Origin of the sequence: Coleofasciculus sp. FACHB-542 (assembly GCF_014695825.1) — a bacterium.
In the GTDB taxonomy this organism is placed as follows: Bacteria; Cyanobacteriota; Cyanobacteriia; order Cyanobacteriales; family FACHB-T130; genus FACHB-T130.
This window is the reverse complement of the sequence record NZ_JACJPB010000023.1, coordinates 18,159-41,501: the sequence shown is the minus strand read 5'-3', so window position 1 is coordinate 41,501 and position 23,343 is coordinate 18,159. Positions and strand designations below refer to the sequence as shown.

Below are 23,343 nucleotides of genomic sequence, written 5' to 3'. Positions count from 1 at the left end.
ATACTAGTACGAGCAAAATCAAACTTAGCGCCAAAATCTGAACAAAGCTGCCTTCAATCTTTACCCAATCGTCGAATTTAATAATGCAGGATAAGTCTGATGTTTAAAAATTTATCTTTACAATCTCGATTAATCGGCTCATTTTTACTAATGGGTCTAATTGTATTAGTGGTTGCTCTCGTAGGTTGGAGCGGAGCTACTCGGCTGGGCGACCATATTAATACACTGGGGAATAATACTTTGCCTAGCGTAACTGGATTGTGGAAAATCAATGAAGGACAAACCCAAATCCAGTCATCGGAACGAGCGCTACTCAATACATTTTTGAAAACCGAAAATCGCCAGTTTGAATTGAATAGAATTAAAAATGCTAAAGCGCAGATTGATGAAGGGTTTAAACAATATGAGTCAATTTCACAGACTGCCGACGAAAAAAAGCTCTATCAAAAATTTCTTGGGGACTGGAAAAGGTGGCAGCAAGACCATGAAAGATTCCTGGACATTTATCAACAATTTGCCAAACTGGGCGTCTTAGATCCTGCGAATCGGCTGGCTGAGCTTGTAAGTCAGGAGAGGCAGACCTCACCAGAATTTGCACGGGCAAAAGCGGCGGATGCCCTGCTGGACGAACTTAGCGAACTGGCAGCAAATGAAGAACTAAACTCATTTAACACAGCCACAGAATCGGTGCTAGCAGTTGTGGAATACAACCAGAACTTTGGGGAAGCAGCCCAGAAGGCAGCAGAAACAGATGTGGCTCAAACCTCTTTTTGGGTGTTTGTTGGGATGATTCTTGGCCCCCTGACTGCGATTATTTTTGGTGTTTTCTTCAGCATCACGATTGCTAAGCCGCTGGGTGCCAAAATATCTGGCATTGTCAACACGATTGTCACTTCTTCATCAGAAATTGCTGCCACAGTAGAGCAACAAGAACGCACGGCAGCTCAACAAGCGGCGTCTGTAAATCAAACCACGATCACGATGGATGAGTTGGGTGCTTCATCTCAGCAATCAGCAGAGCAAGCCGAGGCAGCAGCAACTGGATCGCGGCAGGTGCTTTCGCTGACGGAGGGTGGAAGCCAAGCCGTCGGGCGAACTTTGGAGGAAATGGCGCTGCTCAAGGATAGAGTGGGAGCGATCGCTTCTCAAATTCTCCGTCTATCCGAGCAAACGAATCAAATCGGTAATATCTCTGGCTTGGTGAGTGACTTAGCCAACCAAACGAATATGCTGGCACTGAATGCAGCCGTTGAAGCTGTTCGAGCTGGCGAACACGGCAAAGGCTTTGCGGTGGTGGCGGCAGAAATTCGCAAACTGGCAGAACAAAGTAAGAAATCTGCCGGAAAGATTAACGTCCTGGTTAGTGATATTCAAAACGCGATCAATGTCACGGTGATGGTGACGGATGAAGGGACGAAAACGGTGGAAGCTGGGGTGAAAACCGCTCAGGGCACAGCACAAGCATTCACCGGCGTGGCTGATGCCATCGAAAATATCGCCATAAACAGTCAACAAATTTCGCTTTCTGCCAAACAACAAGCGATCGCGATTCAACAAGTCGTTGATGCAATGAGCAACCTTAATGTCGCAGCTAAAGAAAATGCCAGTGGCATTACTCAAACTAAAATCGGCATCCAAAGACTGAATGAAGCGGCTCTGAGCCTCAAGTCAGTGGTGTAGCGAATCCTATAGCAATCCGTGCAAGAGTCGTAAAATTATCTGCTCCTTTTTCTCTCTTACTTGGCGTCCTGATCTTCCCCCTGCTTTGCTAGAGCGTCTAAGCGCTAAGGCACAGGCTCCGCCAACGCGGTTCGTTAACAAAAGAAAATTTCACTATTCAATCAGGATTGCTATATTCGCTTAAAAATATCCCAAAAAATTACGGCTAATTATCTCTAAAACTAAGAATCGAAAGCTAAAAGCTTCTCAGTTAACCATGATGATAGAAGACGACGAACTCCGAGATTTATTCAAAATTGCCAGCGAAGAACATTTGCAGAAACTTGATGATGGGTTGCTGCATTTAGAAAAGTACCCCAACGACGAAGCTCGACTAGAAGAATTATTGCGGGAAGCCCACAGTCTCAAAGGTGATGCTCGAATGCTGGGCGTGCGCGATGTGGAAACTCTCACCCATCAGCTGGAACATATTTTGGGAGGTGTCAAACGTGGCGAGACACAACTGGTATCTGCAATATGCGATCGCCTCTATCAAGGCTTAGATGCCATTCGCAAACTGGTCTGCGAAGCCGTCACCGGGGAACCCACAGGTATCAACACCTTTCTCGTCCTCGCCCACATGATGGGAGCTGAATTTACAACTCCAGCGAATCAAAATAATCAGAATTATTTAGACCAAGAAGGCGTTCAGCCAGAACATGAGGAAGCAGTTCAGCCAGAACATGAGGAAGCAATTGAGCAAGAAACCCTTTCTCCGGATATAACTTCCGAACTGCCCGAAACATCCGCCAACATAGAAGTATTACAGACAACATTTCTCCAAACACCCGCATCCCTCACACCAGTGGAGGTGGGTGTCAAACCTGCCCCTGATGCTCCCAACAGTAAGGACAGTCCACCCAACTTTTCGCACAACGGCTCTCAACACCCAAACTCCCCCCCCGTTGCCCTCGGCGAACCCTACCGCATCGAAACGATTCGCGTCGAAACCCGCAATCTTGATGCATTGCTGACCCAAGCAGGCGAACTCACCGTTACCAAAATCCGCATTGCCCATCGACTCGCTGAAATTGAGGAAATCGTGACGCTATGGGAGGAGTCGAGCCGTCTAAGGGTGCAGAAAACTTCAGCCCTGACCCTACACAAAGAAAAGATAACAGGTGACAGGCAAGCGGTAAGTTTCACTGCTTCCCCTCAGAACGGGCGGAGAGACCCCATCTCTACAGCGCCGTTGGGGGGACACTCCTACAGTATGAACGGGGGAAGCCAGCCTCTACAGGACTTCGATGAGCGCCTGGGAGTTCTGATCAACCAGTTAAGAGATGCCATCTATGAAGATACTGCCAGACTGGACACCATTGCCGGTGACTTGGAAGAAGGCATTCGCACTCTCCGCCTGTTGCCCCTATCCACCATTTTTCAGTTATTTCCCCGGATGGTACGGGATTTAGCCAGACAGCAAAATAAAGAAGTCAATCTGGTCATTGAAGGCGGCGAAACCAAAGCGGACAAGCGCATCTTGGAAGAAATGAAAGACCCCTTGATGCATATTCTTCGCAACTGCGTCGATCATGGTATTGAGACACCAGCAGAGCGGGAAGCGCAGGGAAAGCCCCGTACCGCTACTATTCAGATCAAAAGCTACCAAACTGCCACAAATATTGCGATCGCCATTAAGGATGATGGGCGAGGATTAGACATCGAAAAGATTAAGCAGACAGCTCTCAAGCGCGGACTCTGCCGGGAAGAAGAACTCGCCGCCATGACACCGGCTCAAATTCACTCGTTGATTTTTGCCCCTGGTTTCTCAACGCGGATTTTTGTGACCGAAGTTTCAGGCAGAGGCGTAGGGTTAGACGTGGTTCGCACCAATGTAGAACGTCTCAAAGGCAGCATTGAGGTTGAATCAACACCTGGAAAAGGCTGCACGCTTCGGCTCTGTTTAGGCACGACCCTGGCAACCGCGCCGGTACTGATTGTGGAAGTGAACGGAAAAGCTTACGCCCTTCCAGTGGAGTTTGTGCAAACAATGCGGTTGATTTCCCAGAATCAAATTTTTACGATTGAAGGCAGAGAAACCATTGTTGTGAATGGACACCCGGTTTCCGTCGCGCGACTGGCAGATTTGCTGGAATTGCCAGTCGCCAGTAGCAACGGACAACGAACGACTTCTACCGATTTAGAACAACTGCCCTGCATTATTTTGAAAGTGGGAGATGATCAACTGGGACTATTCGTTGATGGCTGGGTAGATCAACAGGATGTGGTACTCAAATCTCAAAGTAAATTGCTCAAACGAGTTCGCAATGTGATTGGCGCAACTATCCTCGGTACTGGGGAAGTTTGTATGATTTTAAATCCTTCAGATTTAATTAAATCTGTGCGAAAACGAAACCCGCTTGTGAAATCATTTGCACCCATTACAGAAGAAGCCAGAAAACCCGTAATCTTGTTAACAGAAGATTCCATTGCCATTCGCACTCAAGAAAAACGCATTCTGGAGGGTGCCGGTTATGAAGTGGTAACAGCAGTGGACGGATTGGACGGTTTCAACAAACTTAAAACTCGTTCTTTTGATGCGGTGGTTTCCGACGTGCAAATGCCGAATTTGGACGGTCTGGGTTTTGCTGCGAAGATTCGCCAGAATAAGGAATATAATGAAATTCCAATCATTCTGGTGACATCTCTGGCTTCAGATGAAGATAAACGCAGAGGTGCAGAAGCTGGTGCGAATGCTTACATTACCAAAGGCACTTTTAACCAAGAAATATTATTAGAAACCTTAAGAAGACTTGTGTAGTTAATCGCTAATCGCTAATGGCTTTTGAATAATTAGCAATTAGCAATGAACAAAATGCCAATTCGAGTTTTATTAGTAGACGATTCTGCGATTGCAATGGCAGTGCTGAAACGGATTCTGTCATCCTCACCAGAAATTGAAGTAGTGGGAATGGCTCAAACGGGTCGGGAAGCATTGGCATTGATTCCTTCTTGCTCGCCACAGGTGATTTGCACAGACCTACATATGCCACAGATGGACGGTCTGGAATTTATCTCTGAGGTTATGGCAACTTATCCTCGTCCGATTTTGGTGATTAGCACTTCGGTACAGGAAGAGGATAGGCAAAATGTTTTCCGGCTTTTAGAGGCGGGGGCAGTGGATATTTTTCCCAAGCCTCGTGGTGGTGCGGGATCGGATTATGAGTTAGTAAAACAGGAGTTAATCGGCAAGATTAAAATCCTGTCTGGCGTGAGTGTCTTTACCCAGTATCGGAAGAAGCCAGTTTTGGATTTTAAATTTTCGACGATAAATTCCCCATCTAAAATCCCCCATCAAAAATCCAAAATCGTGGTGATTGGCGCGTCTACTGGAGGGCCGCAAGCTTTATACAACATTCTTATCCATCTGCCAGCGAATTTCCCCCTCCCAGTGATTTGTATTCAACACATCAGTGAGGGGTTTTTGCAAGGAATGGTGGATTGGTTAGGGTTGGAATGTCGTTTGCCGGTCAAAATTGCCCGTGCTGGGGAAATACCAAAAGCGAGAACGATTTATTTTCCACCGGAACGGCTGCATTTAGAATTGGATACTCAAGGCAGATTTTGTCATTCTGCCGCCCTGCCAGTGGGGGGACATCGCCCCTCTGTCACAGTCACTTTTAAGTCAGTGGCGAGTTTCTACGGTCAAGGAACGGTGGGGATATTGTTGACTGGGATGGGTAGAGACGGTGCGGAAGGCATGGAAACGATCGCTCGTGCCGGTGGCGTTACCATTGCCCAAGATGAGAAAAGCTGCGTGGTTTTTGGAATGCCAAAAGAAGCGATCGCTCTCGGTGCAGCGCAGTATGTTTTGCCTGTCACTGAAATCGCGCCCATGTTACTCGCCAGAATTATGGGTAGCGATTAATGATTTAATCGCTAATTAGAAATGGGACAAAAGTTTTAAGTGATGAGTTTTGAATTAAAAAACTCTCTGATAACTCAAAACTCACCACTCACTTTACAAACGGGGTTAGGTCGTAATCGCCGTTTTCAAACTCCGGCAAAACTCAGCGATCGCATCGAGTCCCTGTTCGGGTGTTCCTTCTGCCAAACGTTTCACCAAGGCACTCCCGACAATTGCAGCATCTGCCCCCCAGTCTTTCACCTGACGGGCGTGTTCTGGCTCGGAGATGCCAAACCCAATGCCGATGGGCTTATCCGTAACGCTTCGGATCTGCTTGAGGATATCTTGCACCCGCGAGTCCAGTCCAGAGCGCATTCCCGTTACGCCAGTGACACTTACCAAGTAAATGAATCCCTGAGACTGACGCGCGATCGCTTCTATTCGCTCTGGGGAACTGGTAGGCGCTACCAATAAAACTACATCAATTCCCATACTGGCAGCAGTTTGCAGCAGATTGGAAGACTCCTCCAAGGGCAAATCTGGCACGACCAATCCCCGCACCCCAGCATTCGCAATCTGCTTGAAGAACGGTTCAATGCCTCGGTTTAGAATCGGGTTGTAGTAGGTAAATAGGACGATAGGCGATCGCACCTCTTTGCTAACCCCGGATACCATCTCTATTACCTGTTCCAAGCGGGTTCCCCGTTGCAAGGCGCGAGTCGCGGCAGCTTGAATCGTGGGTCCATCTGCCAACGGATCTGAATAGGGAACGCCCAGTTCAATCATGTCAGCACCGGCGGCATCAAGAACTTTTAACGCCTTAGCCGTGGTCTCCAGATCCGGATCTCCCGCTGTGATAAAGGGAATTAAGGCACATTCAGAGCGACGCGCGAGAGACTCAAAGCACTCGGAAATTGAAGTCATTTGTCAAAAATCAGTGGTCAGTGGTCAGTGGCACTTCGGGCGTTAGCAATTCACGGATCAGCAGTCAGGGGCAAACAAGAAACTACAGGCTCTTATACGGGCACAGCATTACCGTGCCCCTACACACCTGACCGCTAACGGCTATCAGCTATTTTTTTAATTTGTTTTCCCGTTCGATTTCAGCTTGCAGCTGAGCCAGTTCTTCTGGCGTCAATTCTTCCAGTCGCTTTTGTAAAACGGCTTCTTCATAGTCTTTGAGCTGCTGGTTATAGGTCATCCGTTTCGTTCCGACTCGGAACAGGTAGGTCAGCAGCCAGCCAACCAACCCGCCCACTAGGAAAACTTGACTCCAAATCCCCGCTTCCAGGCTATCTAGCCCAGCCACCAGCAACAGCAAATACACAATTCCACCGGCGGCAAAGACGCCGATGCCAATTCCAATGATGTCAATTCGTCGCATTTAGCGCTTACCCAACGACAAACCTTAGCTCTGAACTTGCCGCCGCTTGGGTCGAAAATTCAAAAATGGGCTGAGGAGCAACAAACCTGGGAAGAAAAAGAAAACCAGGAAATACATGAAACTCCGTTCAAAGGAGCTAGCAACATACCAACGCTGTTGCAGGTAGGCATACAGGGCGAAGGGAATCACTACCAGGTAGGCTCCACTCAAAACTAGATACAATATCGCAACCATCATAATTTTTTCTGGCGGTAGAAGAACGAGCGCGAGTACCGGCGTCCCGGCGCGGACATCAACACAAAAAGTCTCCCAACAGAGAACTATCCGTTTAGACACCCGACGAACTGTCCATATTTTACCGTTTGCTGGAATCAGCCGCTTAATTAGTGAGACTACTAAAGGAATAGTTGCATAAAGTCCCCATTTAATGGTGCAATAGACAATGAAGTTAGTTTTGTAGAAGATACGTAACGACACTTCTCCCCATCGGGGGGGCATGGCGGAATGGCAGACGCTACGGACTTAGAAAACTGAGCCTTGATGGAGAAATCTGTCAAGTGACGGCTCTCAAATTCAGGGAAACCTAAATCTGGCAACAGACATGGCAATCCTGAGCCAAGCCAAAGCCAGTGCTTGAAGATTGAGGACTGAGGACTGAGTGAATTTAAAACTCAAAACTCAAAAACCAAACTTCAAAACTCTTTGGAAGGTGCAGAGACTCGACGGGAGCTACCCTAACGTCAAGCCGAGGGTAAAGGGAGAGTCCAATTCTCAAAGTCGTAAAAGACAGTAGCGAAAGCTGCGAGAGAATGAAAATCCGTTGACCGTAAAAGGTCGTGAGGGTTCAAGTCCCTCTGCCCCCATTCCAATTCAAGCCAAAATCAATGCTATCTCCAGATCGGCAATCCGTTGCTGTCTGAGAGATAGCATTGTGGTGAGATAGGCATTTTACTGGTATTTTCGCTTATTGCTAGCTCAATACCGTTTATAGCGTTTCTTAAGTTGAGTGGAAGATATCGCGGCTCTACGTTTTAACCGCGCCCATTAAGTAGGGGCTTTTTAATTGCCATGCCCCTACGGATATATTCCACACAACCCTTGAATTGCGATGGTAAAGACCCAGGACAAAATCTTGGCAACCCTAGGGTAATTTTTTAGATTTACCAAGATTTTCCAAAGCAGCAACCAGCTTCACGTTTGGTTGATTCTTTTCATCTGGTTCAAGCGAACGGGCATCTATGAAAGTCTCTCTATCTCTGGATTTCTCTTCAGACTTTCGAGTGACCGATTGCTTACCTGTAACCGTATTTAGCCTTGCCTTAGTTTCTGCCGAGCCAATCCGAATTTGAATTTGGGGGCCGGAGCTGGCGAGGCGAATAATCATCCCATCGACCACCGGCACTTGGTCGATGCGTTTTCCATCGAGATAGGTGCCGTTGGCACCTAAACTAACAACTTCCCAATCGGAACCACTACGCCGAATCTCGACGTGGTGTCGAGAAACAACCGCACTGTAAAGAATGACATCATTCTCGGTTGACCGTCCAATCCGAATTACTACTGATTCGGGTTCAAAAGTCCAATTCTGAACTGGTATAGATTGGATAGGATGCAGCAGGGTCAGGGTAATCACCGATGTTACATATTCTAAAGATTTCCGTCTCTAGGCTTGGGACTCGTAACACTGTCAACTGACGTGACTTCCTCCATTCAATGAATTGAAATGAATCCCCCAATGACTGGAGTCAGACCGCGAATGGGTAGAACGTGGGCAGATGGAATTGTAAACCCTTTTGACCTCGTTCCACCTGGGTTTCGCGTTTTTAGTTCCAAGGCACCCACGGGTGTTACCAATGGCATCGTATCATGAGGGGGTCAAGTCGGTGTATCCCCCGAATTGATTCGCCGGGATTCCCAATTTCTCCCATCACAGGTTTATATAACTGTGGAATTTACATAAACCTGAGTCCGATGCCGAATTGTTTCCCTCAAGCCTATCACTTAAAAAAACAGTCTGCAATTGCCATGACCCCTCACCCCAAGAGGCGATGCAGCAGGCTTTTCAGGCTTTGCGATCGCATCGAACAGCCTCTGGGATTAAGAGAGTTGGAACAAGAAGGTCATCTTGTCGCCTTTGCCTAGGCCAATGCGATCGCCGGTTCTTAAACGGTGCCGATTGCCGCTAGGCAGGGGGTTATGGTTAATGTAGGTGCCATTCGCACTCCCAACGTCTTCTATGTAGAAGGCGTCTCCCTCCACGCGGATATCCGCATGAATCCGAGAAACAATCTCGGAATTGGGGAATCCTGAAACATCAATATCAGGTGGAATCTGGTCGTTTGGCTTGCCGATGTGAATCACCGACAGTTGTGCTGGCAATTCAATCATCGTATCCGTTTGGACGTGCAGCAAACGGGCATTCTGCTGCTGTAGCTGCGTTTTTGAGCTACCAGAAGTTGCTGCGGACGCGGGTGGAGTGCTGCTAGAAGCCGCCGGGGGGGTAACGCTTGCTTGCTCCTGTGCGGGTGGCTGACTGACCACTGTAGCTGGAACGGGTGCCACCGGAGCGGGTACATCCGGGCTAGAGCTGGGCATTGATGATTGAGGGCTAGCCACTAAAGGATCGGGTGCCACCAGCGGATCGGGTGCCATTAAGTCCGGTACGCCGGGGAACGGGTCTAGTCCTGTCGATGCCCCTACCTCACCTGGACTGCTCGGTCGCAGGTTAGAACCACACTGACCGCAGAAGGTAGCGTCGGTTTGGACGGGTGCGCCACAGTTGGGACAAGCGGTGGTGGCGGGTAAGGGGGTGTAGCAAGCCTCACACTGGGCTGCTCCATCAGGATTTTGGTGATTGCAATTCGGGCAGACAATCATAAAACCTCCTTGCAGGCTGTATCCCTCCTAGAGATGGGAGTGGAAGGTGGAAATTCAAATATAGTCTGAATGGCGAGGCGTCTTAACTTTTTAGTTTAAGACCGGCTAGTTCAAGACCGGCTTAATTCAAGACCGGCAGCCTCATCAAAAAGCCACCAAAGTTCGCCTTGGGGCTGGATTAACCGACTGGGATAGGTTTGGTCGTCAGCGGTAGGAGCAAAAACCTGAGCGAGAGCAGGTCGTTTACTCGCACCGGCAACCACAAATATGACACACCGAGCATGGTTAATTAGGGGTGCCGTGAAGGTGATCCGGGGTTGCCCATCTTTGTTGCCGACGGTAATCAGGCGATCGCGTACATTCAATGCTTCTGTGTGGGGAAACAGAGAAGCTGTGTGTCCGTCGTCTCCTATCCCTAACAAAATGAGATCGAACGCTGGAAATTCACCGGGTTGAACTTGAAAAAACTCCCTGATGTGTTGTTCGTGCTTATCCGCTGCAACAGATGGATCGGCTTCATCGGTTGGCATGGGGTGGATGTTGGCGGCTGGGATATTTACTTTATCCAGCCATGCACTCCGCGCCATCCCTTGGTTACTATCGGGATGGTCTGGCGGCACGTAGCGTTCGTCGCCCCAAAATATGTGAATTTTATCCCAAGGCAAATTTTGGGTCGCGATCGCTTCATACAGCGGCTTGGGGGTGCTACCACCGGACAAGGCGATAGTACAGAGCGATCGCTGTTCGATTGTGGCGTGAATTTGCTCAACGCACACTTGGAGCGATCGCTCAATCAGCGCCGTTTTATCTGGTAAGACTTCAACGATTTTGTTCATCTATGGGGATGAATTGATGATTTCCAGCTCTACCATACCGAAAATCTTACAGTTTCTTCTTCTTAGTACCCATTAATATATGTGTCTGGAACAATTTATTCGCTGTTCTCAAAGAGGAAGCGTTAAGTTGGACTAGCCGTAGCACCCGGAAATCCTTATCGTGGTTGATTAATATAGATTACTTTTAGCGCTGGGGGAATCCTTCAAGATGGGACGAATTTTTATTTCAGCCGGTCATGGTGCTGGAGAGCCAGGAGGGCAAGCAGGTGGCACCACAGAGGCTCAAGAGATGATTCTGCTGCGCGACCAGATTGTACCCGAACTGCGATCGCGGGGTTTTGAAGTTCTTTCTGTCCCAGATGACCAGACTTCAACGCAGTCGATTTCCTGGATCAACGCCCGCTCTCGGAGCGGCGACGTGGCGCTAGAAATCCATGCCGATGCCTATTCTAACCCAGCGACTCGTGGCGCTACGGTCTTCTACATTTCCAGCAACGAGGAACGCAAGCAGAATGCCGAACTGCTACTTTTGGCGCTTTTGCGCCGCGTTCCCCAGCTGCCCAGCCGGGGAGTCAAGCCAGACACCGCCACCGGCGTCGGACGTTTGAGCTTCTGCCGTGACACTTTTATTCCCTCCCTGCTGATGGAAGTTGGCTATCTCACCAATCCGGATGACCGATTCTTAATTCAGAATCGCCGCCGCGACATCGCGCTAGGAATTGCAGACGGCTTGGCATCTTGGAGCCGAGGCGGTACTCCCACCCCCGATCCTGGCACTTCCCCCACCTATCCTTCCATCAATATCAACATTAATAACCAGGTCTATGGGGAGAAGGGCGTTCTCATCAATAGCAACGCCTACATCCCTATTGACCTAGTGGACAGGCTCGCAATTGACTTGACAAATAACACCTCAGTCCGCCGCGTGTCCTACCGAGGTGTCGTCTATGTCAAAGCCATTGAACTTCGGCCTTTTAATATCTCGGTTGGTTGGGATAGCGCCACCCGCACCCTGTCTTTGCGCTCCATTTTACCCATCTGTCCCGGTCAACTAGATCGGATTATGGGATATGGAAATACCTCTGAGGTACAGATGATTATGTTCCTCAAAGCCAATAACGAGAACGCCCTCGCCCAGTTTCCCGACTTACCCAAACTTTACCGGGAAGAAGCCACAATTGAGGGCGTCAACTATGACATTGCTTTCTGTCAAATGTGTGTAGAAACCGGCTTTTTGCGCTTTGGGGGTGACATTAAGCCCAGCCAAAATAATTTTGCCGCTTTGGGATCGATCGGCGGAGCTTCTGAGAGCGCGACCTTCCCCAGCGCCAGAATAGGCGTCCGCGCCCATATCCAACACTTGAAAGCTTACGCGAGTTTGGAGCCTTTGGTGCAGGAACTGGTCGATCCGCGCTTTCGCTTTGTGACGCGGGGCGTCGCGCCGCTGATTTCTCAGTTGAGCGGACGGTGGGCAGCAGATCCGCAGTACGGGACTAAGATTGAGGCAACTCTCAGAAGGCTGTATGAGTCAGCGGGATTCTTGTAAGGACTGAGTAAGGGAGAGGGCTGAGGACTAAGGACTGAAGTATGAAGAGGGGAGAGGGCTGAGGACTGAGAGGAGAGGACTGAGGGCTGAGGAGGGGAGAGGCTCCAGTTCACAAAAAACCCCTAGATAGGGGCGTGAATGAGGAGCTGAGGGCTGAGGTATTAACAAGGGACAGGTATTAACAAGGTATAAGGGAGAGACAACAGAACTCCAGATTCAACACTTTAGCCTTGGGCGCAATAAGTTAACTTCAACTCTCTTACTGTTTCATATCTCGCGTGCTTCTACTCGCCCTCAAACCTCTCCCCCTTCTCAGTCCTCACCCTTAGCCCTCAGCCCTCAGCCCTCAGCCCTCTCCCTCTCTTCTGATTAGGCGGTTTTGAAAAAGCGGATAATTTCGCGGACGTGGTCGAGAAATTGCCCATCTGCGCTGAGTTGAGCGATCGCATTTTTCGCTTCTCTGGATAAGCGCTCGTGATCGGCTTGGTTTGTGGCTCGCAGTTCTTCAATTGTGGCATTCACGCGGGCTAATTCTTTGCGAGTTTCATCGCCCGCTCGCTGTTGAGTGGCGACAAAAGAATATGGATCTTCAGGATTCATTTGCGCTTCTAATTGCCTGACGGCATACTCTAAATTATCAAAGCGGTTGCGGAGTTCCCAAATATCTTGGCGGGGATACTGAAATTCTTGGCGAATCATCGACAACCGGGCGGCTAAATATTCGTAGGTTCGCACGGCGGGACGCAAAGCCGTTAATAGTAAAGCGGCACCGGAACTGACGTATCCAACGGCACTGATGCCGGTTACAGCTAGCGTATAAAGACCAGCAGCAGAGAGAAAATGGAGCGCGATCGCTACCCAAAATGACCGATTTGCGATCGCTTTGGCATACTTAACTTGCTTCTCATCAATCGCAATTCCCTTTTCGGTTGACAGTGCTGCTTCTGCGATGACTTCTTTCGCGTCAAAGTGGATATTCCACGGAACCGTCACAATCACCAATAGCCACCAAAAACTCGCCGCACCAATTACCCAATCGATAAAGTTACCTGCTGGTACATTTAACCCTTGCACTACACCAAAAGCGACCAGCATCAAAACGACCAGTCCCACACTGAAACCAATAAAGTTGAAATACATCTATGCCATGTCTGCCTGAAGGAATTGCCTCAATCGTGGCTGGGGATAACGGTGACGATAGATTGGGTTGTGATAGTTTGGCAACTTTCACATGAGTTGGATTGTTAAGCCGCGAAGGCGCAAAGGACGCGAAGGAAAGAAAGAAAAGGATGGGGCAGGATGGACAGAAATTGATTAAATATTAATGGCTCAAATTTTATTTATTGAATCAACCAAGTGCGCCAAGTCGGTTCAGTATTTGTATTAGTAGATTGAGGGATTGCCAGACGCCATGTTTTACCTTCGATTTGGCGTTGCAAGTAGATATCAAAGTGGTTTTGTTGTTGAGTTACCTGATGGTTAGGACGTTGCAGGGTAAAGTTGTAGGTGCCTTGGATGTGGTAGGCAGGTAACTTTTGAATCAACAAAGGTTCCTCGTGAGTCACTCGTATTTGAGCGATTTCAAAGCTAGAGGGTTGCTGGAATAACTGCTGACTCAGCTGCTTTTGGGTTTGGCTAACTTGAAGCGCGATCGCTTTCTGTACCAGTTGACCACCTGGTGCGGGTACACCAATGCCGCAAGCTGTCAGCAGTCCCAGCAAAATTACTGTCAAAATAATTCGCAGCATGGCGTTTAACTTCTCCTCTATTTCCTACGTATCACAACCAGAACGATAGGATAGGCTGTGTGCGTTCTTCGAGTTCTAAATCCATCATGTCAAAAAAAGCCCTAGGGTTAGATGACCAGCTTTACGATTACCTACTTTCTTCATCCTTGCGAGAACCAGAGATTCTTCGCCGTCTGCGGGAAGAAACGGCAAATCATCCCTACGCCAGGATGCAGATTTCCCCAGAACAAGGGCAATTTATGGCGCTGTTGGTTCAGCTAATGGGGGCAAAGAAAACGCTGGAAGTGGGTGTATTTACTGGCTACAGTTCTTTGTGCGTAGCTTTGGCACTTCCCCCAGACGGCAAGATTATTGCTTGCGATGTCAGTGAAGATTTTACCTCGGTAGCGCGGCGCTATTGGCAGGAAGCTGGGGTGGCGGACAAGATCGATCTGCGAATCGCACCGGCGCTGGAAACGCTGGATCGGCTATTGGCACAGGGGGAGGCACAAACGTTTGATTTTGCGTTCATCGATGCTGATAAGAGTAATTATGACGGGTATTATGAGCGATCGCTCCAGCTGGTGCGTCCCGGTGGTTTAATTGCCATCGATAATGTCTTGTGGAGTGGACGAGTTGCCGATCCTCAAGATCGGGATAACAGTACCCAGAATATCCGAGCTTTGAACGAAAAATTGCACCGCGACGAACGAGTTTCTATCAGTCTCGTCCCCATAGCAGATGGATTGACCTTAGCGGTTAAGCGATAAGGAAATCGAAGATACTTCGCAAAAAGAACGCTTATGACAGATGAGAAACTGACTCCCCAAAATGAGCAAGCTAATCTAGATAACTCTACTCTGAAACCGGAAGAGGACGATAAACCTAAGCTGCTAGTCGAAGGTCAAAACGAAAATATCACCACTCCTCCTCCCGATATTGCAGAAGAACACGCCGCTGTTGCTCGTGCGACTCTAGATTTGACGATGGGAATTGAAGACGATTCATAACCGCCAGAAATAAATTCAGTTGGAGTGAGAGGGAGCGATCTCTTCCACCAAAAACCCCCAGCATTAGCTAGGGGTTGTGCAATACGTTGAGAATATTTTCCTGGTGTGTTACTCTTTTTGTTTCGCTTTAAAAGCGCTTCCCCAGAAAATCTAGCTGGAAGATAAAAGTCCCCGGATTCCAATGTTTTGCTTTTCTTTAAAACATTGACTTATTGTTTCCGTAGTACCTTTTTTCAACCCATTCCAGCATATCAACTTCACAACCAAAAGTTGCAGAGCTGCCGCTAAAAGGATCGTAAACTTCCCACCAGATATTTCCAAAGCGGTCGGACTTCTTCCAAACTTTTATCTCTGGCTCTTGAGTCAAGAATGTAACTAAACGCTGCCAAACACTATTCAGAATAGAAAATACTTTAGTCTCCTGAACAGGCTTCTGCTCCTTTTGGGCGTAAATAGTTTCTAACCTTTTTTTTTCAAAACAATTCTCAGAAGTTTCCATAATAATTTTCTCCCGCTTCAAGATAGAATGAATTTCAGATTGTGCTGCAAAAAAGTAGGATAGACAAACTTATTTGCTTGCAGCAGTTATCAATATTGATTCCGCCGCAACTGATGAAGGTTAATTACAGAGTAAAGTTGAAGATTAGAAGTTTACTTCCTCCAGTAGAATCACCTGAATGGGTGATGTGGAACTAGAGAGGAGCTTGTAAAATCTCGACTAATTCAACCAAGAAATCTAGATTGCACAACCTAAATTCGCTGACAAATTCAATGTAACTTTTGGTTATTTGATAGACAAAGCAATATTTGTATAGGTAGTATGAATAAAATTCATATATAGAAGAAGACATGATTTGACTGCGTTTGCGACAATGCATACACCGCTTGCATAACCGCCATGAATGAAATCAATAAAAGCCGGATGAAGCTTTCCCAGATTCGTGCTTTAGTCGCAGTGGCAGACTACGGCAACTTCAGCGAAGCCGCCTTGCAGTTGGAGGTATCGCAGTCAGCAATCAGTCATGCGATCGCAAGTTTTGAAGCAGAATTGGGAGTAGTCTTGCTGGCTCGCGGACGTTATGGAGCGCGTCTTACCCCAGTCGGAGAGCGGGTTACGGCTCATGCTCGTAAATTGCTACAGCTTTTGGAAGCAATGGAGAAGGAAGCCAATTTAGAAAAAGGCTTACAGGGTGGAAACGTGCGAGTTGCCTGTTTTCGGAGTGTGGCGACTCATATACTCCCGACAGCGATCGCTCGATTTCGCGCTTGCTTCCCGAATATCACTGTAAGCATCGTTGATGGTGATGATTACTCGCGTGTAGGAGATGCATTACGAGCCGGTTATGCCGATATTGGGTTTATCTACTTACCCGCTGGTAATGAATTTGAAACTTGGGAAATTTTGCGGGATGATTACGTTCTCCTACTCCCGCCTACAACTAATTTAAGTAGTGCCAAAGTCACTTGGAAGCAGTTAGCCACTTATCCTTTGATTATTAGTTCCGGCATTCCCTGCAATGAGTGGATTCGCAAATACTTGGTAATCGCAGAATACGCGCTCAACATTGCTTATGAAATCAAAGAAGATTCAACTATCGTCAGCATGGTGGAACAGGGTTTAGGGGCAGCAATTCTCCCTCGTCTGGCTGCCGAACCTGTTCCCACTGGGGTGCGCGTGTGCAGCTTGCCAGCACCTCTAGAGCGAGTAATTGGGGTAGCGCTTCTCGCAAATGCCCTTCATACTCCAGCCGTCTATGCATTTCTAGATGCTATCCGGAATACAGGACGCTTTGCGGCTAAAGCAGCGGTTTAATTAAAGTTCAGGAGAGAGCGCGATCGCAAATCAGAAGGGCGCTCTTTTTGGTTGGAGATACGGTAATCACTGCATTCTCAGTCCCCTTACTGCCAAAAAATTTGGTCAAGATGAAAGTAGACTTACATTAAGGATGAACGCTATGTTTCCGTTTTGGGGTAGTACCTGTTGGGGATCTCAACCAGTTTCCGGTAGAGATTATCAGGAACGCAGACTTCGGTTCCTGAAATGGATGCGAAACGATCTAGAGGCGAGATTGGCAGGACTTAACGCTGCGATCGAAACCATTGAACGCCAGATGGATCGGGAAAATACAACTATTTAGTCTATCTACTGGCGATCGCAAGTTATTGCGGCTTGTGACAAAGTGATAGAACTGGGTTAAAAAGTCCTCTCTTGAGAGCGTCTACTTCTGAAGTAGGCGCTATGTTTTTAGGGGTTAAGCATAGCCTCAAACTTTATTAATCGAGCAATCTCCCTTTCTAAAACTACTGGTGTAATAGTGCGATCGCTATTTTCTGTTCAGGGCACTTCCCTACCAAATCCCTACCGAAGGCTAAACAGCACCGCTACTCCACCCAAGGCAACTAAAACACCTAAGATAGCTCGAAAACTGACAACATCGCCCATCCAAATCGCTAGGGGTAAGACAAACAACGGGCTAGTAGAACTTAGCGTTTGGGCAATTCCTGCGGGGGCGAATTTCAGAGAAATTTGTTGCAGCCAGATGCCGAGATAGGTGCTGAAAAAAGCGGTTATGGCAATGACTCCCACAATGCGCCAAGACTGCAACGGTTTAAGCCAGTCATTGGCTTGACGCCGCCCCAGCAACTTCCACAGCAGTAGCACCAGTACCCCTGCCCCCAAGCGCACCAAGGTACTCCACAAGGGGCTGATACTCGATTGGATGAGGGCTGTCCGCGAGAGGACGGCACCTGTTGCCTGTGCTACTGCTGCCAGTAAACCCCAACTAATTCCCCGCATCGTCAGATGCTTGCTTTCAGCGGTGGAATTAGGCACCCGTTCCGTCACCACCCAGACGACGCCCAGAATGGTTAATAAAATTCCGCACCAAGCAGCAGCCGTCAGTTGTTCTTGTAAAAAGACTAGCGCTAACACGGCTGTTAAGGGGGGTGCTAGGGTTTCTAATATCAAGGTACGCCTTGCACCCAGGCAGTTGATGGCTGCAAAATAAGCCGTATCTCCCAATCCAATGCCAAGGACGCCACTTAGTAGCAATAGTGTCAGTGCAGTCGGGTTGATTTCAGGTAGCAGCTGTCCTTGCAAAAGTAGGGTGAGGACAAGGAACGCGATCGCAATTATCCCTTTAAACAAATTCAGTTCTAGGGGTGGGATTTGCCGTCCCAAGCGGCTGTAAACCAGCGAAGCGATCGCCCATAAAAAGGCGGCACTGAGTGCCGCCAGTTCTCCTTTAAAATTTGTAATCCAATTAAAAAAATTTGTTAAAAAAATCATTCCTGTTTTTTGAATCGGTCATTCTGATGTAAATTTTACCGAAGGGCATACTCCTCAGTTTAGGCTGCACACTTCTTTTGGCGGATATTTCTCGCTTATCAAACATTGTATAAATTTACTTAAGCCGGATGCCAAAGATGTTAGCAATGTAACCATACTATTCTTTAACAATTGGTAGGATTCAGTAAGAAAGAAAATTTTGAGGAGACTGCGATGAACTATACCTTTGAAATTTTAGGGGTATCTCCCATTCTTTATTTCTTTAACCATCAACAGGAAATTATTCAAACATATCCACACAGAGCCGAATACTTAGGAAGTCCTAAATGTACCCTGGATGCTTTTCTGGAATCCGTCGAAGCGGTTCCACCCAAGCGAGGCTGGAATTTAGAAGAGATTCTGCATACAATAGTAGACTTTTGGCTGAACAATTCTGACAATATCCAATATTGGAACAAGCGTCTTAAGGATGCTGGCAAAGAGAATTTGTTAGTCGCAAGAGTTGCCGATCTAAAGGCATTAAAAGCGGAGTTTGACTCCTTATTGGGTCAAAATCTTTAATTGATTCAGCATCATCGCACCTAGACGTAGGCGCGAGTCAGGATTATTCGCGCTAACTGCTTGCGGCAGCGCCAATAAAGGTCGCATCATTGAGGCATTAAGGGGAAACAGCGAAGAAAGCCTAGACGTTACGCGATCGCACTCTAACATGAGACACGATTGGGCAGCCGCAAAAATGCTCCCCCTCTACTATTTCTGCCTCTACTATTTCTGAAAAAATACAAGTGTACTAAACTAGGTTTTACCTAACTGAATACAAGACCTGCGAGCCGAAGTTTGGGCACAGCCGTCACAAATAGTTTTGAAACAAGAGCTTTGCAACTCGCCTGCATGAAGCTTGCACCACCTTATCAACATCAAAACTACTTTTGTGGTATCAGTGCCATGATTTGCTCCACGAACAGTTGATGATCGACAACTGGTTTAGAAATGTATTCATCGGCACCACTTTGCTGGAGGAAATTTTCGCGATCGCCTTCCATCGCATTAGCTGTCACCAGAATAATCGGTAGAGCGGCAGTTTGCGGGTCAGCTTTTAATAGTTGGGTAATTTTTTTGCCATCAACCGATTTACCCTGGTAAAAACTGTTTGTTAAGGAAACATCCATCAAAATAATGTCAACCTCCCTAGCTTGGGCAATTTGGATTACTTCTTCTACATTTTCAGTATGTTTCACTCGCAAACCGGCTCGCTTTGTCAGGATTTTAGAAAAAACCCGAACATTAATCGGATCGTCTTCTACAATCAAAACGGTTTTCATCGAATTTTTCCCTTCAACAGCGTTTTTTTCTAGGGTCGTAGTCATTGTTTTTTGTTTCAATACGATTATGGAAATTTCTTTGTCACCTTAAAATTTATCGCTTAATTTGCCATCAATCGCAAGATGCAAATTTTTTATTGCTGTTAATAAATAGGAAATAAAACTTATGATAAAAAAACTGAACCGACCTTCGACCGGACGGTTTGTCCCTACAGGATTACACGCAAAGATGCAACCATCATATTTTGAATACGCCATTAAATATGCCATGAGCGCGATCGCCGGACGTGCCTTACCCAACGTCCGCAACCGTTTAAATCCCAGCTTGTAAGATTAATGCCACGCCCCTCATGTCACTTTGCCAGAGTTGTCGGGGGATGCGAGTCACGCGAAGTAAAGAAACCACCCACCAGGATTCCTTAAATAATACAAATGTACTAAACTGGTGGCAACAGAAGAGGGCAAAGGCTGAAAGGTAAAAAGCCACCAGAGTGCCTTCACACTCCAAATGGAAGACATTGAATTTTACAACTCAGGGCGGTCAATGCCCGCCCTACCCCTGGAACATAAAAGTATTATTGTGGCAACAATGCCTTAATTTGATCCACAAACAGTTGATGATCGACAACTGGTTTAGAAATATAGGCATCGGCACCACTCTGTTTGAGGAAATTTTCGCGATCGCCCTCCATCGCATGAGCCGTAACCAGGATAATAGGCAAACTAGCAGTTTGCGGGTCAGCCTTCAACATCTGCGTGATTTTTATGCCATCAACCGACTTACCCTGGTAAACACTATGGGCCAGGGAAACATCCATCAAAATAATGTCAGCCTCACCGGATTGGGCAATTTGCATCACCTCTTCCACGTTTTCGGTATGCTTAACTGCCAAACCGCCCCGCTTGCTCAGAATCTTAGAAAAAACCCGAGCATTAATCGGATCGTCTTCTACAATCAAAACGGTTTTCATCGAGTTTTTCCTTTCAATGGCGCTCTTTGGAAGAGTCGTGGTCATAGCTGCGGTTCCATACTACTGTGAAAGGTTCTTTGTCACGTTGCCATTTGTGACGCGATCGGTCATCAACCTCAAGATGCAAAAAAATTTTACGTTTTCAGGAACTAGGGAATAAAACTCATGGCGAAACAACTGAACCTTTTGGCAACCGGACAGATCATCCCCACGCCTTTACACGCGGAGATGCAACGGTCTTACCTTGAATATGCCATGAGTGTGATCGTCGGGCGTGCATTACCCGATGTCCGCGACGGTTTAAAGCCGGTGCATCGGCGGATTTTGTATGCCATGCACGAACTCGGACTGACGCCAGACCGCCCCTACCGCAAGTGTGCGAGGGTGGTTGGGGATGTTTTGGGCAAATATCACCCACATGGCGACCAGGCGGTTTATGACGCCTTAGTGCGTCTGGTGCAAGAATTTTCCAGCCGCTATCCCCTCCTCGGCGGTCATGGTAACTTTGGCTCGGTGGATAATGACCCACCTGCGGCGATGCGTTACACGGAAACGCGACTGGCTGCAATTAGTCATGAAGCGCTTCTGAGTGAAATTGGCGAAGCCACAGTTGACTTCATCGGCAACTTTGACAATTCCCAACAAGAACCAACCGTACTGCCAGCTCAGCTGCCGGTGTTATTACTCAACGGGTGCGCCGGAATTGCCGTCGGCATGGCAACGAATGTGCCGCCGCACAACTTGGGTGAGGTCGTGGATGGTTTAATTGCCCTAATCGATCAACCCGATCTCCCAGACGGGAAGCTATGGAAGCTAGTTCCGGGGCCAGATTTCCCGACGGGGGGCGAAATTGTCGGGACAGAGGGAATTCGGGAAGCTTACAGCACGGGTCGCGGTAGTATCACCGTGCGGGGAGTCGCCCAGATTGAGGAAATTGCGGCAACTCGGGGACGGCACAAGCGGACGGCAATTGTGGTGACGGAATTGCCTTTTCAGGTGAATAAGGCGGGTTGGATTGAGAAGGTAGCGGAACTGGTCAATCAGGGTCGAATCGAAGGCATTGCGGATCTGCGGGATGAAAGCGATCGCGAAGGAATGCGCGTGGTGGTGGAATTGAAACGCGATACCAATCCTCACCATGTCCTCGATCAACTCTATAGACAAACAGCGCTGTGTACCAATTTTGGCGCGATCCTGTTGGCATTGGTAGATGGGCAGCCGCGTCAGCTCACGTTGCGCCAGCTGTTAGAGGAATTTCTCAAGTTCCGAGAACAGACGCTGACTCGGCAGTATACCTACGAATTGGGTGAGGCAGAAAGACGCCTTCACGTTGTCGAAGGGTTGCTGGCGTCTTTAACCGAGTTGGATGCGGTGATTGAAATTCTCCGGAATGCTGCCGATGGCAGCACCGCCAAGTTAAGGCTACAAGAACGGTTGAATATCAGTGAGGTTCAGGCGGATGCTATTTTGTCAATGCCCTTGCGACGCCTCACTGGCTTGGAACGGCAAAACTTACAAGGTGAGTTTAACGAGTTGTCAGAGAGAATTCATCTGTTGCAACTGTTGCTAAGCGATCGCCGCGAACTCCTGAAAGCCTTGAAAAAAGATTTGCGATCGCTCAAACGCAAATTCACCGATCCGCGCCGTAGCAAGATCCTCACGGAAGCGAAAGAATTAAAGACTCAGCCAACAGAGAAAAAACCCGACTCAAAAGACAAAAGTCACAAGTCAGAAGCCAAATCTACTCAAGCCGCACTCCTAACTCCTGAACACCTGGAAGAAGAGGCAGTTCTGGAGTTTACCCAACGCGGATATGTCCGGCGCATCCCTAAGAATGGCAATAAATCCGCATCTGGGAAAGGCGATAGCAGCAGTCGTCCAGATGATTTTGTCGTCAAAACTCAGGTGACTAGCACCCAAGCCGAGTTAGTCGTACTCAGCAGCGGCGGCAAAGCTTACCCCATCAAGGTGGGTGAGATTCCGCCAACCGGGAAGCAATCGCGGGGAACGCCGCTAATCGGCTTGCTGTCCAACTCAGCTCAAACTGCGGCAGAAACGATTGTCTCCAACTTTTTTCTGCCTGAAAATCCGCAAAGTGCCGACCTAATTTTGCTTAGCGAACAGGGGAGAATCAAGCGCCTGCCCCTGGTAGAACTGGCTAACCTTACCAGTCGCGGCATCACGCTCATGAAACTGAAAGAAGACGATCGGTTAAAGTACGTCAATCTGGCTAAAACCGGCGAACAGCTCGTTTTGGCCACTGGGGGCGGACGTTTGCTGCGGCTTCAAGTCAACGACGATCATCTACCCTTGATGGGACGCACGACGATGGGGGTGCAGGCAATGCGGCTGCGGCGTTCCGAGCAACTGGTAGGAGCCTTAACGCTGGGGGATGATGAGAATATTTTAATCGTTTCCCAGTTGGGGTATGCCAAACGCCTGCCGATGAGTACAATCCGACTGGCAAATCTTGGCGACCTTGGCACTCAGGCACTGCATTTTACCAGCAAAACAGATGCTTTGGCAGCGATGGTCGCGGCTCCAGCAAAGTCTCAGATCGTCCTTCTGACAAGCGCCCAGCGAGTCGTGCGAATGCCAGTAAATTCAGTGCAGTTGCGAGGGAAAGATGGAACAGGCGATCGCATCCTCGAATTAAACCCGGACGAAAAAATTATTACTGTCGTCCTTTGTTCGTAGTTCGGCGTTCGGGATTTATTGGGAAGTGTGATGAATCCCGAACTCGGAGTAATTAATTCTTTTCCGCCACAAGATTCCCTACTGCTTTGGTTCTCCGATTTTCCTAAGAGTTCTGTGC

At 48.0% G+C, this 23,343-nt stretch carries 23 protein-coding genes; 11 read left to right on the top strand and 12 right to left on the bottom strand.

Annotated elements, in window-relative coordinates; translation table 11 throughout:
- The first annotated feature begins 99 nt into the window (after positions 1-99).
- The 3 genes from H6F52_RS06490 (at position 100) to cheB (ending at position 5,587) form a co-directional block, all read left to right on the top strand.
- Positions 100-1,680 (top strand): methyl-accepting chemotaxis protein, encoded by a 1,581-nt coding sequence (locus H6F52_RS06490; RefSeq protein ID WP_190532958.1) that lies wholly within the window; start codon positions 100-102, stop codon positions 1,678-1,680.
- Positions 1,681-1,939: 259 nt separating this feature from the next.
- The gene (locus H6F52_RS06485) at positions 1,940-4,480 is read left to right on the top strand and encodes a hybrid sensor histidine kinase/response regulator (RefSeq protein WP_190533395.1); all 2,541 of its coding nucleotides are present in this window, start codon (positions 1,940-1,942) and stop codon (positions 4,478-4,480) included.
- A 54-nt stretch (positions 4,481-4,534) separates the two neighbouring features.
- Positions 4,535-5,587 (top strand): chemotaxis-specific protein-glutamate methyltransferase CheB, encoded by a 1,053-nt coding sequence (gene cheB, locus H6F52_RS06480; RefSeq protein ID WP_190533392.1) that lies wholly within the window; start codon positions 4,535-4,537, stop codon positions 5,585-5,587.
- A 105-nt stretch (positions 5,588-5,692) separates the two neighbouring features.
- Here cheB and trpA read toward each other — a convergent pair whose 3' ends face one another.
- The 6 genes from trpA to pgl form a co-directional block, all read right to left on the bottom strand.
- Complete coding sequence (trpA, locus tag H6F52_RS06475; RefSeq protein ID WP_190428699.1) at positions 5,693-6,490, bottom strand: tryptophan synthase subunit alpha; 798 nt, start codon at positions 6,488-6,490, stop codon at positions 5,693-5,695.
- A 148-nt stretch (positions 6,491-6,638) separates the two neighbouring features.
- A complete protein-coding gene (locus tag H6F52_RS06470) occupies positions 6,639-6,950 on the bottom strand; it encodes a DUF3007 family protein (protein WP_190413560.1) in 312 nt (103 codons plus the stop codon).
- A 24-nt stretch (positions 6,951-6,974) separates the two neighbouring features.
- Entirely contained in the window at positions 6,975-7,187 is a 213-nt protein-coding gene (gene ndhL / locus H6F52_RS06465) for an NAD(P)H-quinone oxidoreductase subunit L (RefSeq protein WP_190413562.1), read from the bottom strand.
- A 904-nt stretch (positions 7,188-8,091) separates the two neighbouring features.
- Positions 8,092-8,583, bottom strand: a complete 492-nt coding sequence (locus H6F52_RS06460; protein WP_190525022.1) for an FHA domain-containing protein — start codon at positions 8,581-8,583, stop codon at positions 8,092-8,094.
- Positions 8,584-9,047: 464 nt separating this feature from the next.
- Positions 9,048-9,827 (bottom strand): FHA domain-containing protein, encoded by a 780-nt coding sequence (locus tag H6F52_RS06455; protein ID WP_190413566.1) that lies wholly within the window; start codon positions 9,825-9,827, stop codon positions 9,048-9,050.
- A gap of 110 nt (positions 9,828-9,937) precedes the next feature.
- Positions 9,938-10,663 carry a 6-phosphogluconolactonase gene (gene pgl, locus H6F52_RS06450; protein ID WP_190532955.1) on the bottom strand — a complete coding sequence of 242 codons (726 nt, stop codon included), beginning with the start codon at positions 10,661-10,663 and terminating at the stop codon, positions 9,938-9,940.
- 208 nt (positions 10,664-10,871) lie between these two features.
- On the opposite strand from pgl, the gene H6F52_RS06445 reads away from it, so the two are divergent.
- Positions 10,872-12,209: an N-acetylmuramoyl-L-alanine amidase gene (locus H6F52_RS06445; RefSeq protein WP_190532952.1), complete on the top strand. Its 1,338-nt coding sequence runs from the start codon at positions 10,872-10,874 to the stop codon at positions 12,207-12,209.
- 369 nt (positions 12,210-12,578) lie between these two features.
- Here H6F52_RS06445 and H6F52_RS06440 read toward each other — a convergent pair whose 3' ends face one another.
- Together H6F52_RS06440 and H6F52_RS06435 are read right to left on the bottom strand one after the other, a co-directional pair.
- Positions 12,579-13,349, bottom strand: coding sequence for a hypothetical protein (locus tag H6F52_RS06440; RefSeq protein WP_190413572.1), 771 nt, complete (start codon positions 13,347-13,349; stop codon positions 12,579-12,581).
- A gap of 200 nt (positions 13,350-13,549) precedes the next feature.
- Complete coding sequence (locus H6F52_RS06435) at positions 13,550-13,957, bottom strand: hypothetical protein (RefSeq protein ID WP_190413574.1); 408 nt, start codon at positions 13,955-13,957, stop codon at positions 13,550-13,552.
- An 86-nt stretch (positions 13,958-14,043) separates the two neighbouring features.
- On the opposite strand from H6F52_RS06435, the gene H6F52_RS06430 reads away from it, so the two are divergent.
- Positions 14,044-14,706: a class I SAM-dependent methyltransferase gene (locus tag H6F52_RS06430; RefSeq protein WP_190532948.1), complete on the top strand. Its 663-nt coding sequence runs from the start codon at positions 14,044-14,046 to the stop codon at positions 14,704-14,706.
- A 33-nt stretch (positions 14,707-14,739) separates the two neighbouring features.
- Positions 14,740-14,946, top strand: coding sequence for a hypothetical protein (locus tag H6F52_RS06425; protein ID WP_190429256.1), 207 nt, complete (start codon positions 14,740-14,742; stop codon positions 14,944-14,946).
- 196 nt (positions 14,947-15,142) lie between these two features.
- On the opposite strand, the gene H6F52_RS06420 is transcribed toward H6F52_RS06425, so the two are convergent.
- Complete coding sequence (locus H6F52_RS06420; protein ID WP_190532945.1) at positions 15,143-15,445, bottom strand: hypothetical protein; 303 nt, start codon at positions 15,443-15,445, stop codon at positions 15,143-15,145.
- A gap of 399 nt (positions 15,446-15,844) precedes the next feature.
- On the opposite strand from H6F52_RS06420, the gene H6F52_RS06415 reads away from it, so the two are divergent.
- Complete coding sequence (locus H6F52_RS06415) at positions 15,845-16,759, top strand: LysR family transcriptional regulator (RefSeq protein ID WP_190532942.1); 915 nt, start codon at positions 15,845-15,847, stop codon at positions 16,757-16,759.
- Positions 16,760-16,901: 142 nt separating this feature from the next.
- Positions 16,902-17,084, top strand: a complete 183-nt coding sequence (locus H6F52_RS06410; protein WP_190413584.1) for a hypothetical protein — start codon at positions 16,902-16,904, stop codon at positions 17,082-17,084.
- Positions 17,085-17,305: 221 nt separating this feature from the next.
- On the opposite strand, the gene H6F52_RS06405 is transcribed toward H6F52_RS06410, so the two are convergent.
- Positions 17,306-18,235 carry a DMT family transporter gene (locus tag H6F52_RS06405; protein WP_190413586.1) on the bottom strand — a complete coding sequence of 310 codons (930 nt, stop codon included), beginning with the start codon at positions 18,233-18,235 and terminating at the stop codon, positions 17,306-17,308.
- Between the two features lie 213 nt (positions 18,236-18,448).
- On the opposite strand from H6F52_RS06405, the gene H6F52_RS06400 reads away from it, so the two are divergent.
- The gene (locus tag H6F52_RS06400) at positions 18,449-18,796 is read left to right on the top strand and encodes a hypothetical protein (RefSeq protein ID WP_190532939.1); all 348 of its coding nucleotides are present in this window, start codon (positions 18,449-18,451) and stop codon (positions 18,794-18,796) included.
- A gap of 362 nt (positions 18,797-19,158) precedes the next feature.
- On the opposite strand, the gene H6F52_RS06395 is transcribed toward H6F52_RS06400, so the two are convergent.
- Complete coding sequence (locus H6F52_RS06395) at positions 19,159-19,557, bottom strand: response regulator (RefSeq protein WP_190533389.1); 399 nt, start codon at positions 19,555-19,557, stop codon at positions 19,159-19,161.
- Between the two features lie 166 nt (positions 19,558-19,723).
- On the opposite strand from H6F52_RS06395, the gene H6F52_RS06390 reads away from it, so the two are divergent.
- Positions 19,724-19,888, top strand: coding sequence for a hypothetical protein (locus H6F52_RS06390; protein ID WP_190532936.1), 165 nt, complete (start codon positions 19,724-19,726; stop codon positions 19,886-19,888).
- A gap of 244 nt (positions 19,889-20,132) precedes the next feature.
- Here H6F52_RS06390 and H6F52_RS06385 read toward each other — a convergent pair whose 3' ends face one another.
- On the bottom strand, positions 20,133-20,528 hold the full coding sequence (locus tag H6F52_RS06385; RefSeq protein WP_190413592.1) for a response regulator: 396 nt from the start codon (positions 20,526-20,528) through the stop codon (positions 20,133-20,135).
- 165 nt (positions 20,529-20,693) lie between these two features.
- Between H6F52_RS06385 and gyrA the strand changes: the two genes are divergently transcribed.
- Positions 20,694-23,225: a DNA topoisomerase (ATP-hydrolyzing) subunit A gene (gyrA, locus tag H6F52_RS06380; RefSeq protein WP_190532932.1), complete on the top strand. Its 2,532-nt coding sequence runs from the start codon at positions 20,694-20,696 to the stop codon at positions 23,223-23,225.
- Positions 23,226-23,343: the final 118 nt, after the last annotated feature.

Excerpts from the sequence above, each read along its gene's own strand:
- cheB (WP_190533392.1), top strand. The coding sequence starts at position 4,535 with ATGCCAATTCGAGTTTTATTAGTAGACGATTCTGCGATTGCAATGGCA.
- H6F52_RS06415 (WP_190532942.1), top strand. The coding sequence starts at position 15,845 with ATGAATGAAATCAATAAAAGCCGGATGAAGCTTTCCCAGATTCGTGCT.
- H6F52_RS06400 (WP_190532939.1), top strand. The coding sequence starts at position 18,449 with ATGAACTATACCTTTGAAATTTTAGGGGTATCTCCCATTCTTTATTTC.
- ndhL (WP_190413562.1), bottom strand. The coding sequence starts at position 7,187 with ATGATGGTTGCGATATTGTATCTAGTTTTGAGTGGAGCCTACCTGGTA.
- pgl (WP_190532955.1), bottom strand. The coding sequence starts at position 10,663 with ATGAACAAAATCGTTGAAGTCTTACCAGATAAAACGGCGCTGATTGAG.
- H6F52_RS06405 (WP_190413586.1), bottom strand. The coding sequence starts at position 18,235 with ATGATTTTTTTAACAAATTTTTTTAATTGGATTACAAATTTTAAAGGA.
- gyrA (WP_190532932.1), top strand. The coding sequence starts at position 20,694 with ATGGCGAAACAACTGAACCTTTTGGCAACCGGACAGATCATCCCCACG.
- H6F52_RS06485 (WP_190533395.1), top strand. The coding sequence starts at position 1,940 with ATGATAGAAGACGACGAACTCCGAGATTTATTCAAAATTGCCAGCGAA.
- trpA (WP_190428699.1), bottom strand. The coding sequence starts at position 6,490 with ATGACTTCAATTTCCGAGTGCTTTGAGTCTCTCGCGCGTCGCTCTGAA.
- H6F52_RS06490 (WP_190532958.1), top strand. The coding sequence starts at position 100 with ATGTTTAAAAATTTATCTTTACAATCTCGATTAATCGGCTCATTTTTA.
- H6F52_RS06455 (WP_190413566.1), bottom strand. The coding sequence starts at position 9,827 with ATGATTGTCTGCCCGAATTGCAATCACCAAAATCCTGATGGAGCAGCC.
- H6F52_RS06390 (WP_190532936.1), top strand. The coding sequence starts at position 19,724 with ATGATAAAAAAACTGAACCGACCTTCGACCGGACGGTTTGTCCCTACA.
- H6F52_RS06425 (WP_190429256.1), top strand. The coding sequence starts at position 14,740 with ATGACAGATGAGAAACTGACTCCCCAAAATGAGCAAGCTAATCTAGAT.
- H6F52_RS06430 (WP_190532948.1), top strand. The coding sequence starts at position 14,044 with ATGTCAAAAAAAGCCCTAGGGTTAGATGACCAGCTTTACGATTACCTA.
- H6F52_RS06395 (WP_190533389.1), bottom strand. The coding sequence starts at position 19,557 with ATGAAAACCGTTTTGATTGTAGAAGACGATCCGATTAATGTTCGGGTT.
- H6F52_RS06435 (WP_190413574.1), bottom strand. The coding sequence starts at position 13,957 with ATGCTGCGAATTATTTTGACAGTAATTTTGCTGGGACTGCTGACAGCT.
- H6F52_RS06410 (WP_190413584.1), top strand. The coding sequence starts at position 16,902 with ATGTTTCCGTTTTGGGGTAGTACCTGTTGGGGATCTCAACCAGTTTCC.
- H6F52_RS06445 (WP_190532952.1), top strand. The coding sequence starts at position 10,872 with ATGGGACGAATTTTTATTTCAGCCGGTCATGGTGCTGGAGAGCCAGGA.
- H6F52_RS06470 (WP_190413560.1), bottom strand. The coding sequence starts at position 6,950 with ATGCGACGAATTGACATCATTGGAATTGGCATCGGCGTCTTTGCCGCC.
- H6F52_RS06420 (WP_190532945.1), bottom strand. The coding sequence starts at position 15,445 with ATGGAAACTTCTGAGAATTGTTTTGAAAAAAAAAGGTTAGAAACTATT.
- H6F52_RS06440 (WP_190413572.1), bottom strand. The coding sequence starts at position 13,349 with ATGTATTTCAACTTTATTGGTTTCAGTGTGGGACTGGTCGTTTTGATG.
- H6F52_RS06385 (WP_190413592.1), bottom strand. The coding sequence starts at position 20,528 with ATGAAAACCGTTTTGATTGTAGAAGACGATCCGATTAATGCTCGGGTT.